We start from the raw sequence: 12,056 nt of genomic DNA on the forward strand, positions 1-12,056 counted from the left end.
CAAACGGGGCATTGTGGCAGCCCGCACCGTGACGTAGGTTTCCCTCAACCCGACCGGGTCACGTCACCGTCGACGAAGGAGCCCCGCCATGCCTCACGGCTACGCCACCATGTCCGTCGCCAGCATCCTGGCCGAGACCGCGCACCGGATGCCCGACAACGTGGCGTTGATCTTCAACGGCCAGGAGATCGCCTACCGCGACCTCTGGGACCAGACCCGCCGCTACGCCGGAGCGCTGCGCGACCTCGGCGTCGGGCCGGGGGACCGGGTGGCGCTCATGATCCCGAACGTGCCCGACTTCCCGCGCGCCTACTACGCGGTGCTGGCACTCGGTGCGGTCGTCGTCCCCATCCACGCCCTCCTCAAGGGCCAGGAGATCGAGTACGTGCTCCGCGACTCCGCCTCGAAGCTCCTGATCTGCGCCGCGCCGCTGCTGGCCGAGGGCGCGAAGGGCGCGGCGCTCGCCGGGGTCGACACCCTCTCGGTGCTGGTGCCGGACGAGCTGGTCGAGCAGCTGCCGTTCCCGCGGCTGGAGGACGCAGCGGAAGGCGCCGAGCCGATCGACACCTACGTGCCGCGCGACCCGGTGGACACCGCGACCATCCTCTACACCAGCGGCACGACCGGCAAGCCGAAGGGGGCGGAGGGCTGCCACTTCGCTCTCGTGGAGCAGGTGAACGTGCTGCTCTCCGGCACCTTCGACTTCGAAGCGACGGACCGCGTCCTCGGCTGTCTCCCGCTCTTCCACACGTTCGGGCAGACCTGTGTCATGAACATGGGGTTCCGCGCGGGCGCCGCGATCGTGCTCGTGCCGAAGTTCGACGGCGCGACCGCATTGCAGCTGCTCAACGCGCACGCCTGCACCATCATGACCGGCGTTCCGACGATGTACATCGCCCTGCTGGAGGCCGCCAAGACCAACCCGGAGCGCCCGCCGCTGCGTTACGGCCTGAGCGGCGGCGCGGCCATCCCCGTGGCCGTCATCGAGCGGATGAAGGAGGTCTACGGCATCGATATCCACGAGGGCTACGGCCTCACCGAGACCTCGCCGGTCGCGTCCTTCAACCACCGCGGGAAGCCGACCAGGGTCGGCACGGTCGGCCAGCCGATCTGGGGAGTGGACGTCGAGATCGCCGACCCGGAGGTGGACGACGCCATCCACCTGCTGCCGCGCGGCGAGCTGGGCGAGATCGTGATCCGCGGCCACAACCTCATGAAGGGCTACCTCAACCTCCCGGAGGCGAACGCGGAGGCCGTCGTGGACGGCTGGTTCCGCACCGGCGACCTCGGCACCAAGAGCGACGACGACTACATCACGATCGTGGACCGCAAGAAGGACATGATCGTGCGCAACGGCTACAACGTGTACCCGCGCGAGGTGGAGGAGGCGCTGTCGACGCATCCCGCTGTCGCGCTGGTCGCGGTGTTCGGCGTCGCGCACGACACGCACGGGCAGGAGATCATGGCTGCGGTCACGCTGATGCCGGGCGGCGAAGCGACGGCGGAGGAGCTGGTCGTGTTCGCCCGGGAGCGCGTGGCCGCCTACAAGTACCCGCGTCGCGTGGAGATCCTGGAGACCCTTCCGCTCGGCCCGAGCGGAAAGGTCCTGAAGCGCGAGCTCGTCGCCCGCTTCGAGATCATCCCCGCCCCCGAGGGGCACGTAGACGCCCCTAAAACCGCGGTTTAAGGGCAGTTACGTGCCCCTCGGCGCGGGTCAGGGCGCGGTGTCGAGGGTGCGGAGGCGGTAAGAGGAGTTGAGGTAGTACGCGGCCAACAGCGCGTAGCTGATGCAGGCGACCGCAGGCACGAACGAGTTCTCCGGCTTGCTGGCCAGCGCCCCGACGCAGGAGATGAAGGCCAGCACGGCGAGGATGGCGCCCAACCAGAACCCTGCCGCCGGCCGCGCGGTCGCCCGCCACCAGGGCCGCGGGTCCTCGCGGTTCTCCCCGGCGCCGCGGAAGGCGCGGGTGCCGACGATCACGTAGGCGACGTTCAGGATGGCGACGATCAGCACGTCCAGCGCCGCGTTGACGAGCCGGTCGATCACGAAGAAGTTGAGCGCCAGGATCAGGCCGAAGGCGCCCACGATGTAGATGATCTTCCCCGTGATCGTCGTGATTCTCACGGTGCGAGCCTAGCCGCGAAGGGGCCGGGCGCGGAGGACTCGCCTCCGCGCCCGGCGCGTTCACATCCCCTGGACGCGCTAGTTGACCTCGTTCGGGTGCGCGCTGACGCGGCCCTCGCGCTCCATGGCCGTGATCGCGGCGACCTCGGCGTCGGTCAGCTCGAAGTCGAAGACGTCGAAGTTCTCCGCCATCCGCTCGCGGCGGTTCGACTTCGGGAACACGATGTTGCCGGTCTGCAGGTGCCAGCGGATGACGACCTGCGCGGGGGTCTTGCCGTGCGCCGCGGCCGGGCCGGCGACCTCGGGAGCGTCGAACAGCGGGTACTTGCCCTGGCCGAGCGGGCCCCAGGCCTCGATGTGGATGCCGTGCTCGCGCGCGAACGCGGTGACCTCCGGCTGCTGGTGCGCCGGGTGGAGCTCGATCTGGTTGACGGCCGGCACGATCTCGGTCTCGGCGAGCAGCTTCTCCAGGTGCGGGACGAGGAAGTTGGAGACGCCGATCGCCTTGGCCCGGCCGGTCGCGGCGATCTTCTCCAGCGAGCGCCACGCCTGGACGAAGGTGTCCTTCTGCGGGGTCGGCCAGTGGATGAGGTAGAGGTCCACGTAGTCCAGGCCGAGCTTGGCGAGCGACTCGTCGAAGGCGGCCTCCGCGTCGGTCTGCCGGTCGTTCCAGAGCTTCGTCGTGACGAACAGCTCGTCACGCGGGATGCCGGAGGAGGCGATCGCGGCGCCCACGCCCTCCTCGTTGCCGTAGATGGCGGCGGTGTCGATGTGGCGGTAGCCCACCTCCAGCGCGTCGGTGACGATGCGGGTCGTCTCGGCCGGGTCGACCTTGAAGACGCCGAAGCCGAGCTGGGGGATCGTGGTGCCGTTGTTCAGGGTGAGGAGCGGGGTATTTGCGTGTGCAACCATATCGTCCACGATAGCAAGCCCCGGGGTCGGCCCTCGACCGGCTCCCGGGTCGTAGGGTGAGCGCATGACGAACCGGCTGGCGGGTGCGATCAGTCCCTACCTCCGTGCGCACGCGGAGAACCCGGTCGACTGGTTCCCGTGGGGGCCGGAGGCCTTCGCCGAGGCGCGGCGCCGCGACGTGCCGGTCATCGTCTCGATCGGCTACGCCACCTGCCACTGGTGCCACGTGATGGCGCGGGAGAGCTTCAGCGACCCGGCCGTCGCCGCACTCATGAACGAGCGGTTCGTGTCGATCAAGGTCGACAGGGAGGAGCACCCCGACGTCGACGCCGCCTACCTGTCGGCGGCGAGCGCCTTCACCGAGGGCCTCGGCTGGCCGCTGACCGTGTTCGCGACCTCGTCGGGCCGCGCGTTCTTCGCGGGCACCTACTTCCCGCCGGTCGGGATGGGAGGCCGGCCGTCGTTCACGCAGATCCTGGACGCGGTCGTCGACGCCTGGACGGAGCGCCGCGCCGAGGTGGAGTCCGACGCGGGCAAGGTGGGGGAGGCGCTCGCCTCGGCCGCGGCCCGGGCGACGACGGCCTCCGAGCTACCGGACGGCAGAGCGCTGGACACCGCGGTCGGCGCGCTCGCCGAGACGGAGGATCCGCTGTACGGAGGGTTCGGCGGCGCCCCCAAGTTCCCGGTCGCCCCGGTGCTCGGCTTCCTGCTCGACCGCCCTTCCGGCCGGGAGCTGGCTCAGCGGACCCTGCGTCGCATGGCCGACTCCCCGCTTCGCGACGCGGTCGACGGCGGCTTCTTCCGCTACGCCACCCGGCGCGACTGGAGCGATCCGCACTACGAGCGGATGCTGTACGACAACGCTCAGCTGCTCGACGCCTACGCCACGGCGTGGGCGCAGACCGGCGAGGAGTGGGCGGAGCGGACGGCCGACGGCGTCGCCGCCTTCCTGCTCGGGGTGCTCCGCCGGCCCGGCGGCGCGTTCGCGTCCGCGCAGGACTCCGAGAGCACGATCGACGGCGCCCGCGTGGAGGGCGGCTACTACCACGCGGACCCGGCCGAGCGGGCCCGGCTCACTCCTCCGGCGATCGACGAGAAGGTGCTCACCGGCTGGAACGGCTTCGCGATCGGCGCCCTCGCCCGCGCCGGCCGCATCCTGAACCGGCCGGCCTGGATCGTCGCGGCGGGGGAGGCCGCCCGCTCGGTGCTGGAGACGCACCGCCGGCCCGACGGCACGCTCGGCCGCGCGTCGGTCGACGGAGCGGTGTCGGACGCGGTGGCGACCCTGGAGGACTACGGCGGCCTCGCCGGCGGCCTGCTGGAGCTGGCGGCGGCGAGCGGGGACGTGGAGGCCGCGACCGCCGCCCGGGAGCTGGTCGACCTGTGCCTGGAGGCGGCCGACGGCGGCGACTGCCCGTTCGCCGTCCCCGGCGGCGGCGACCCGCTGCTGCAGTCGACCGGCCTCGCCGTGCGGGTCGACCCGTCCGAGGGCGCCTACCCGTCCGGCCTGACCGCGACGGCCTCCGCCGCCCACACGCTGTTCCTGATGACGGCCGGCCGCCGGTACGAGCGCGCGGCGCGGGAGGCCATGCGGCTCGTCGCGGGTCCCGCGGCGAGTGTGCCGAGCGCGTTCGGCGCCGCCCTGGCGCTGATGTCGCGGCTGGAAGGCGAGCCGCAGCAGCTCGTCGTCGTGAGCGAGCCCGCGGAGGGCGTTGCCGGGAAGCCGGACGCCGATCCCGAGGGCCTGGTCGCCGTCGCCCGCCGCCACCCCGCGGACCTGGTCGCGCTCGTGGAGGCATCCCAGGGCGCGGCGCTGGCGGAGGCGGGCTTCGAATTGTTCGCCGCACGCGGCACGCGCGACGGCCTCCCGACCGCCTACCTGTGCCGCGACTTCGTCTGCAAACTCCCGGTCACGACGCCCGCCGGGCTCTGAGCCGTCAGCGCACCACCCGGTACGTCAGGTGCGCCACCTCCGGCGTCACCCGCGACCGCAGCAACTCCAGCTGCAGCGACGGCACCCGGTCGAACACCCGCTCGCCCGCGCCGAGCGTGAGCGGCACCACGTGCAGCCGCAGCTCGTCGACGATGCCGGCCCAGAGCGCCTGGTTCAGCGTCTCCGCCCCGCCCGCGATCGCGACGTCCGCGTCCCCGGCGGCGGCGCGCGCCCGGTCGGCGGCCGAGTGGATGCCGTCGGTGACGAACTCGAACACCGTCCCGCCCTCCATCGGGATGGGCGGGTGGTCGTAGTGGGTGAGCACGAACACCGGCGCGTGGTACGGCGGATCCTCGCCCCACCAGCCGCGCCAGTCGCCGAACGTGTCGCCCTCCGGCGGCCAGTCGCCGCGCACCGGGCCGAACATGTTGCGGCCCATCACGTAGGCGCCCGCCGCGGTGATCGCGGCGATCTCCTCCGTGTGCGCGTCGGCGTACTCGAACATCCAGGTGTGCAGCCGCTCCACCCCGCGCTCGCCGAGCGGGTTCTCCAGCGACTGGTTGGGCCCGGCGGCGAACCCGTCGAGCGAGACGGCGATATCGGCGGTGACGATCCCCATGCCGCCTGGTTTACTACGCGCGCTCGACCTTGTCGAGCATCCCCCAGACCGCTTCGCTCAGCTCGGGGTGCTCCAGAGCGATCCGGCGCAGCACGCCGTACTCGAAACGCGTGTAGGTGTCGCGCCCGGCGGCGGGGTGGTGCGCGCGGGACTGCTCCTCGGCGAGGTCGAAGTCCTCGATCGCTCCGGCACGCAGCGAGATGACCACCTGCTCGTCGACGCTCGGCAGGTCCGGGATGAAGTGCCAGGGGTCCTCGCCGGCGCGGCAGCGGTGCTCGATGATGGCGGCGAGCTCGTCGCGCGCCTGCTGGCGCAGCACTTCGATGCTCCTCGGGACCTGGTCCACGTCGCCCTCCTTCACTGCGCCTCTGTTCCCCAAAGCGGCGGTCCCGGCGTCGTCGCCGGTACGGTGCGTACAGCCTAGGCGGCGAATGCGTGCACCGCGAATCGGGGTGTAACGGGGAGTCCACGCAGGGGTGAACAGTGCGTGCTCAGTGCGTGCGGGAGAGGAGGTATCGGTTCAGGTCGGCGGTCAGCGCGGCGTCCACCGGGTACTCCCGGCCGTCGAGGTGGGTGATCGGACCGGCCTGGCGGACGCTGGACACCAGCCACAGCGCGTCGGCCGCCGCGAGCTCTTCCGCCGTGATGTGGCGGTACTCGGTCGGGTAGCCGCGCTCCGCGAAGAACGCGAAGACGGCCGCCTGCGTGGTGCCGGCGAGGATGCCCTGGTCGGTCTGCGGGGTGCGGACCACCCCGTCGGCGAGCACGATCACGTTGGAGGTCGGACCCTCCAGCGCGAAGCCGTCGGAGCTGATGAAGATCACGTCGTCCGCGCCGCGGCGGGCCGCCTCCCGCTGGGCCGCGCGGTTGACGGCGTAGGACAGGCTCTTGGCGCCGGCGAGCAGCCACGGGGAGGTCTCCGCCACGTCGTGCCGGAGACCGCGGTCGAGCGTGACGACTTTCAGGCCGAGGCGCTGCTGCGTGAAGTCCTCGCCCTGATCCACGAAGATCCATCCGCTGGGCCGGCCGGTGCCCTCCACGCCGCGCGTGTAGATCAGCTTGGCGAACAGCTCGCCGCCGTCGCCGTTGCGCGCCTGGTAGTCCGCGACGCCGGCCAGCACCGCCTCGTGCCAGACGTGCTCGGCGGGCTCCGGGAGGTCGAGCAGCTCGGCGGAGTGCGCCAGCCGCATGAGGTGCGGGCCGAGCGCCTGCGGGTGCCCGTCGATGACGGCGATGGTCTCGAACACGCCGTCGCCGCGGGTGATGCCGAGATCGGTGATCCGCACCTGGGCGGCGTCGAAGTCGGCGAGGGCGAAGCCCGGGTCGCCGGTCGCGGGCTCTCCGGTGGGCACGGTGATGGTCAGCAGCGTCGCGCGGGTCATGTGCCTATTGTGCCTGGACGGGGCGGAGAAGTCAGGGGGTGGCGGTGCCCAGTCCGGCCGCCTCAGTCCGGCGCCTCAATCCGTTTGGCGGATCCGGAACGCGTCGTCCCCGTCCGGCGGCGCCTCCGTCACCCGCACGTCGTCCACGGCGCTGCCGGGAGGCCCGGCGCGCAGCCAGTCGATCATCCGGTCGACGCTCGCCGCCTCGCCCTCCACCTCGACCTCGACGCTGCCGTCGGACCGGTTGCGCGCCCACCCGGCCACGCCGAGCCGCCGCGCCTCCTCGCGGGCGCTCCAGCGGTAGCCGACGCCCTGCACCATCCCGGTCACGACCGCCCGCCGGCGGATCGTCGTCTGTTCCTGGCTCACGCCGCCCATTGTGCTCCTGATTGAATTGTCCGGTGACCTCCATCGCCGCACTCCGCTCCGACCTGGCCGCCGCCGGGTTCACCGTCGACGGCCTGACCGCGCTCTGGGGAGATGAGGCGGCGGAGGCCCTGCATCGCGGGCAGCGCGTCCCGGCCGAGCGCGCGCTCGCCGGCGTCGGCGCGGGCCCGCTGGCGACGCTCGCCGCGCTGTTCGTGCTCGGGCGGCCCGTGGACCGGGAGGCCGCTGCGGCGGCGCTTCCCTCGCTCGGGCTCGACGGGGCGGCAGAGCTGGGACTGATCGTCGAGGGCGAAACGGTCGCCGCCGCCGTCGACCTCCGCCCGTACGCGTTCGTGGACGCCCTCGGCCCTGCGGAGTGGTGGATCGTCTCCGACCTGGGCGAGCTCGCGCTGGGCGGCGCGCTCCCCGAGGACCACGTGCTCGGCGTCGGCGGCGCCTCCATGACGCTGAGCGGCCTCATGCTCCAGCGTCCCGTCCGCTCGGCGCTCGACCTCGGGACCGGGTGCGGCATCCAGGCCCTGCACGCCTCCCGGCACGCCGACCGCGTCGTGGCGACCGACATCTCCGAGCGCGCCCTCCGCCTCGCCGCGCTCAACGCTGAGCTGAACGGCGTCGAGGGCATCGAGTTCCGGCTCGGGAGCATGTTCGAGCCGGTGGCGGGGGAGGCCTTCGACCACATCGTCTCGAACCCGCCGTTCGTCATCACGCCGCGGGCGGAGGGGGTGCCCGCCTACGAGTACCGCGACGGCGGGATGGTCGGCGACGGCCTGGTCGCGGCGTTCATCGCCGGCTGCGGAGAGCACCTGAACCCGGGCGGCGTCGCGCAGCTCCTCGGCAACTGGGAGTACCACGACACGGCCGACGCCCTGGAGCGTGTGCGCGGCTGGGTGGATGACTCCGCGCAGCCGCTCGACGCGTGGGTGATCGAGCGGGACACCGAGGACGCCGCGCAGTACGCGGAGACCTGGATCCGCGACGGCGGCACCCGGCCGGGCACCCCGGTGTTCGACACGCTGCTGGGCGCGTGGCTGGACGACTTCGAGGCGCGCGGCGTCAGGGAGGTCGGCTTCGGCTACCTGCTGCTGCGCCGGGCGGAGGGAGTGCCGACGCTGCGCCGGTTCGAGCGCATCCACGGGGCGCTCGGCGCGAACGAAGCCGGGCTCGGCCTCCACCTCGGCGAGTGCTTGGCGGCGCACGACGCCCAGTCGGCGCTGGACGACGACGCGTTCGGCGCGCTGCTGCTCACGGTCGCGGGCGACGTGACCGAGGAACGGCACCTCTGGCCCGGCGCCGAGTCGCCCACGGCCATCCTGCTCCGCCAGGGCGGCGGCTTCGGTCGGGTGGTCAGCTCGGACACGGGGCTGGCCGCGCTGGTCGGGGCGTGCGACGGGGACCTGAGCGTGGCGGCGATCGTCGGCGCGCTGGCCCAGATCTTCGAGGTGGACGAAGAGGCGCTGCGGGCGGACCTGCTGCCGACCGTCCGGGCGCTGGTGACGGACGGGCTCTTGCGCCTGCCGTGACCCGCGCTCGCGTCAGCGCGGCGGCAGCGCGACCAGCCGCACGTCGCTGAGCACCCCGTCCCCGGCCGTCGCCGTCAGGTAGGTGCACGCCGGCTGCCGCCGCCGGTCGGTGGGCGAACCCGGGTTCAGCAGCCGCAGCCCGCCGGGCGACACCGTGTCCCACGGGATGTGCGAGTGGCCGAACACCAGCACGTCCATGTCCGGGAAGTCCCGCTCGCACCGCTCCTCCCGCCCTTTCGCCGGTCCCGTCTCGTGGATCATGGCGAACCGCAGCCCGCCCAGCTCGGCCCGCGCGACCTCCGGAAGACGCCCGCGGAGTCCCGGCCCGTCGTTGTTGCCCCACACCCCGATCAGCCGCCGCGACCGCGCCTGGAGGAGGTCGAGCGTCGCCTCGTCCACCCAGTCGCCCGCGTGCAGGACGACGTCGGCGGCCTCCACCTCGGCCAGCACCTGCGGCGGCAGCGCCTTCGCCCGCAGGGGGATGTGGGTGTCGGACAGCATCAGCAGCTTCACGTTGGCAAACGGTAGGCGATTCCGCCGGGCGAGGCTAGCGTCGGGGGCATGGACCTCAGGACCCTCGGAAACAGCGGCACCATCGTGTCCGCCTTCGCCCTCGGCACCATGACCTTCGGGGCGGAGGCCGACGAGCCCACCTCCCACGCCATCCTGGACCGATACGTGGAGGCCGGAGGCACCCTCATCGACACGGCCGACGTGTACAGCACGGGCACGTCGGAGTCGATCATCGGGCGCTGGCTGTCCCGCAACCACGGCGCCCGCGACCGGCTCGTGATCGCGACCAAGGCGCGGTTCCCGATGGGGGACGGCTCCAACGACCTCGGCTTGTCCCGCACGCACCTGCGCAAGGCTCTCGACGACTCGCTGCGCCGGCTCGACGTCGACCACATCGACCTCTACCAGATGCACGCCTGGGACTACCTGACGCCGCTGGAGGAGACGCTGCGCTTCCTCGACGACGCGGTGACCGCGGGCAAGATCGGCTACTACGGCTTCTCGAACTACCTCGGCTGGCAGCTCACCAAGGCGGTCGCCGTCGCGGACGCCTACGGCTTCGTCGCGCCGGTGACGCTGCAGCCGCAGTACAGCCTCCTGGTCCGCGGCATCGAGCACGAGATCGTGCCGGCGGCGCTGGACTCCGGGATCGGCCTGCTGCCCTGGTCGCCGCTGGCCGGCGGCTGGCTGAGCGGCAAGTACCGCCGCAACGAGGCGCCGACGGGGGCCACCCGGCTCGGCGAGAACCCGAAGCGCGGCATGGAGGCCTTCGACGCCCGCAACGCCGACCCGCACACCTGGGACGTCATCGACGCGGTGCAGGCGGTCGCGGACGAGGCGGGCGCGAGCATGTCGCAGGTCGCGCTGGCGTGGCTGGTCGACCGGCCCGCGGTGTCGAGCGTGATCCTCGGAGCGCGCACGCTGGAGCAGCTGGACGACAACCTCGCCGCGGCCGACCTCGAGCTGACCGACGAGCAGCGCATCCGGCTGGACGAGGCGAGCACGCCGCGCACGGAGGTGTACCCGTACGGGCCGCAGGCGGTCGCGCAGCGGCACCGCAAGCGCGAAGGCGGCCGCTGACCCCGCTGCGTGGCTCAGGCGCGGAGCGCGGCCGTCTCGGACACGAAGGCGACGGCCGCCCGCTCCACCACGGGTGCCGGGAGATCGAGGCCGAGCACGACGTCCGTCGTAAGCGGCCGCGAGGCGCCCGGCTGCTGCGGCCCGGTCTCCGGCGGCGCTCCACCCGCGGCCGCCATCCCGAGCACGGAGACCCGCAACTCCACCACGCCGCCCGGCACCCGCCGCCCGGCGAACGACAGCACGGGCGACGCGAACGTCAGCGTGGTCCACTCGTCCGCTCCCAGCGTGAGGTCGCCGGGGAGCCCGGCCAGCCATGCGCCGAGTTCCGCGGCCTCGTCGAGGTGCAGCAGCGGGCCGGCCAGCCGCCAGCGCCGGTCCCCGTCCGCCGCGATGGCCTCCACAGTGAGCACGTCGCCGTCGCGCGACAGAGCACGGAGCGCGAGACTGCGTGAGCCCTCGCTGTCCGAGAGGAACACACCGGTCACCGTGGAGCCGGAACGACGGTGAGCACCCGCTCGATGTACTCGAAGAACGACACCATGAAGCCACGCAGGAGGCCTTCCAGCCGCTCATCCGTGACGGTCCCGTCGTCCTCGATCAGGCCAGGCTTCAGCTGGATATAGGCCTCCGGCGCGTTCATCTGCGGCGCCTGCAGGAAGCTCAGCACACTGCGGAGCTGCTGCTGCGCCACCGCCGTCCCGATCGGCCCGGTCGAGGCGCCGATCACGGCCGTCGCCTTGCGCGCGATCACGTTCTCGCCGTGCGGCCGGCTCGCCCAGTCGATCGCGTTCTTGAGCGCGCCGGGGATGGATCGGTTGTACTCCGGCGTGACGAACAACAGCGCCTGCTGCGCGGCGATGGACGCCTTGAAGTCGCGGACGACCTGCGGGAAGTCGCCGTCGTAGTCGCGGCTGTAGAGCGGCAGGTCCGCGATCCCGATGTCGGTGAAGACCAGCTCCTCCGGCGCCAGCTCGAGCAGTGCCTTCGACAGCCTGCGGTTGATGGATCCCGACGAGATGCTGCCGACGATGAGGCCGACCCGGTAAGGCGGTTGGAGCTCGTTGACCGTTGCCATGCCGCCAGCTTGCCCCCGGCCTCGCGCGGTGTCGAGTCCCGTGCCTGAGTCGTGCGCGCGCCCGTCTGAGACGTATTCGCGCCGGAATAGGGCATCTTCCCGATGTGGGAGGGGGTCCTTAGCGACGAGTCTGAGGTCATCGAAGAAAGCAGTGGAGCGAAGGGTGTGGATCATGATGCTGTCCGAGGAGTTCGTGGCCTCGCGGGTGTACGCGGGGGACGTCCAGCGGGCCGAGCACGACCGGGAGCTGGTGCGCCGGCTCCGCGAGGAGCGCGCCGAGCGCCGGGCCGAGCGGGCTGCCGGACGCCGGGCACGGCACGAGGCGCGGTCGGTCGCCGCGGTGACGGCGGAGCCGGTCTCCGCGCCGCGTGCGACCGGTGCGGGGCCGGTTCGGGAGTCCGCTCCGGAGGCCGCCCGCGACCAGGAGCGGGAGCTCGCCCACGCCGGCCGTTGACCGAGGTTCTGCCCTGGGCGAAGCAGGGCGGACAGGGGGTTCGGATGTCGGTGGTC

Annotated in this window: 14 protein-coding genes; 5 read left to right on the forward strand and 9 right to left on the reverse strand. The window is 72.5% G+C overall.

Annotated features, from left to right (window positions below):
- Positions 1–88: 88 nt before the first annotated feature.
- On the forward strand, positions 89–1,687 hold the full coding sequence (locus tag F1C12_RS21355) for a long-chain-fatty-acid--CoA ligase (protein WP_185276794.1): 1,599 nt from the start codon (positions 89–91) through the stop codon (positions 1,685–1,687).
- Positions 1,688–1,714: 27 nt separating this feature from the next.
- Here the strand turns inward: F1C12_RS21355 and F1C12_RS21360 are convergent, their stop codons facing one another.
- Positions 1,715–2,125 (reverse strand): hypothetical protein, encoded by a 411-nt coding sequence (locus tag F1C12_RS21360; RefSeq protein WP_185276795.1) that lies wholly within the window; start codon positions 2,123–2,125, stop codon positions 1,715–1,717.
- A 78-nt stretch (positions 2,126–2,203) separates the two neighbouring features.
- The gene (locus F1C12_RS21365; protein ID WP_185276796.1) at positions 2,204–3,037 is read right to left on the reverse strand and encodes an aldo/keto reductase; all 834 of its coding nucleotides are present in this window, start codon (positions 3,035–3,037) and stop codon (positions 2,204–2,206) included.
- A gap of 64 nt (positions 3,038–3,101) precedes the next feature.
- Here F1C12_RS21365 and F1C12_RS21370 point away from each other — a divergent pair, with 64 nt between their 5' ends.
- Complete coding sequence (locus F1C12_RS21370) at positions 3,102–4,970, forward strand: thioredoxin domain-containing protein (RefSeq protein WP_185276797.1); 1,869 nt, start codon at positions 3,102–3,104, stop codon at positions 4,968–4,970.
- Positions 4,971–4,974: 4 nt separating this feature from the next.
- Here the strand turns inward: F1C12_RS21370 and F1C12_RS21375 are convergent, their stop codons facing one another.
- From F1C12_RS21375 to F1C12_RS21390, 4 genes are all read right to left on the reverse strand, one after another.
- On the reverse strand, positions 4,975–5,589 hold the full coding sequence (locus F1C12_RS21375; RefSeq protein WP_185276798.1) for a dihydrofolate reductase family protein: 615 nt from the start codon (positions 5,587–5,589) through the stop codon (positions 4,975–4,977).
- Positions 5,590–5,602: 13 nt separating this feature from the next.
- Entirely contained in the window at positions 5,603–5,935 is a 333-nt protein-coding gene (locus tag F1C12_RS21380) for a hypothetical protein (protein ID WP_185276799.1), read from the reverse strand.
- Between the two features lie 145 nt (positions 5,936–6,080).
- Complete coding sequence (locus F1C12_RS21385; protein WP_185276800.1) at positions 6,081–6,971, reverse strand: aminodeoxychorismate lyase; 891 nt, start codon at positions 6,969–6,971, stop codon at positions 6,081–6,083.
- Positions 6,972–7,046: 75 nt separating this feature from the next.
- Entirely contained in the window at positions 7,047–7,340 is a 294-nt protein-coding gene (locus tag F1C12_RS21390) for an acylphosphatase (protein WP_258046052.1), read from the reverse strand.
- Positions 7,341–7,372: 32 nt separating this feature from the next.
- Here F1C12_RS21390 and F1C12_RS21395 point away from each other — a divergent pair, with 32 nt between their 5' ends.
- Complete coding sequence (locus tag F1C12_RS21395) at positions 7,373–8,878, forward strand: PqqD family peptide modification chaperone (protein ID WP_258046053.1); 1,506 nt, start codon at positions 7,373–7,375, stop codon at positions 8,876–8,878.
- Positions 8,879–8,890: 12 nt separating this feature from the next.
- On the opposite strand, the gene F1C12_RS21400 is transcribed toward F1C12_RS21395, so the two are convergent.
- Positions 8,891–9,379, reverse strand: coding sequence for a metallophosphoesterase family protein (locus F1C12_RS21400; RefSeq protein ID WP_219732751.1), 489 nt, complete (start codon positions 9,377–9,379; stop codon positions 8,891–8,893).
- A gap of 60 nt (positions 9,380–9,439) precedes the next feature.
- Between F1C12_RS21400 and F1C12_RS21405 the strand changes: the two genes are divergently transcribed.
- Positions 9,440–10,471 carry an aldo/keto reductase gene (locus F1C12_RS21405; RefSeq protein WP_185276804.1) on the forward strand — a complete coding sequence of 344 codons (1,032 nt, stop codon included), beginning with the start codon at positions 9,440–9,442 and terminating at the stop codon, positions 10,469–10,471.
- Positions 10,472–10,485: 14 nt separating this feature from the next.
- Here F1C12_RS21405 and F1C12_RS21410 read toward each other — a convergent pair whose 3' ends face one another.
- Together F1C12_RS21410 and F1C12_RS21415 are read right to left on the reverse strand one after the other, a co-directional pair.
- On the reverse strand, positions 10,486–10,947 hold the full coding sequence (locus F1C12_RS21410; protein WP_185276805.1) for a WapI family immunity protein: 462 nt from the start codon (positions 10,945–10,947) through the stop codon (positions 10,486–10,488).
- A 5-nt stretch (positions 10,948–10,952) separates the two neighbouring features.
- Positions 10,953–11,546, reverse strand: coding sequence for an NADPH-dependent FMN reductase (locus tag F1C12_RS21415; protein WP_185276806.1), 594 nt, complete (start codon positions 11,544–11,546; stop codon positions 10,953–10,955).
- A 172-nt stretch (positions 11,547–11,718) separates the two neighbouring features.
- Between F1C12_RS21415 and F1C12_RS21420 the strand changes: the two genes are divergently transcribed.
- On the forward strand, positions 11,719–12,000 hold the full coding sequence (locus F1C12_RS21420; RefSeq protein ID WP_185276807.1) for a hypothetical protein: 282 nt from the start codon (positions 11,719–11,721) through the stop codon (positions 11,998–12,000).
- Positions 12,001–12,056: the final 56 nt, after the last annotated feature.

This window comes from Leifsonia shinshuensis (genome assembly GCF_014217625.1).
GTDB lineage: Bacteria > Actinomycetota > Actinomycetes > Actinomycetales > Microbacteriaceae > Leifsonia > Leifsonia shinshuensis_A.

Coding starts and splice junctions, on each gene's coding strand:
- F1C12_RS21355 (WP_185276794.1), top strand. CDS start 89: ATGCCTCACGGCTACGCCACCATGTCCGTCGCCAGCATCCTGGCCGAG.
- F1C12_RS21365 (WP_185276796.1), bottom strand. CDS start 3,037: ATGGTTGCACACGCAAATACCCCGCTCCTCACCCTGAACAACGGCACC.
- F1C12_RS21370 (WP_185276797.1), top strand. CDS start 3,102: ATGACGAACCGGCTGGCGGGTGCGATCAGTCCCTACCTCCGTGCGCAC.
- F1C12_RS21375 (WP_185276798.1), bottom strand. CDS start 5,589: ATGGGGATCGTCACCGCCGATATCGCCGTCTCGCTCGACGGGTTCGCC.
- F1C12_RS21385 (WP_185276800.1), bottom strand. CDS start 6,971: ATGACCCGCGCGACGCTGCTGACCATCACCGTGCCCACCGGAGAGCCC.
- F1C12_RS21400 (WP_219732751.1), bottom strand. CDS start 9,379: ATGCTGTCCGACACCCACATCCCCCTGCGGGCGAAGGCGCTGCCGCCG.
- F1C12_RS21405 (WP_185276804.1), top strand. CDS start 9,440: ATGGACCTCAGGACCCTCGGAAACAGCGGCACCATCGTGTCCGCCTTC.
- F1C12_RS21415 (WP_185276806.1), bottom strand. CDS start 11,546: ATGGCAACGGTCAACGAGCTCCAACCGCCTTACCGGGTCGGCCTCATC.
- F1C12_RS21420 (WP_185276807.1), top strand. CDS start 11,719: ATGATGCTGTCCGAGGAGTTCGTGGCCTCGCGGGTGTACGCGGGGGAC.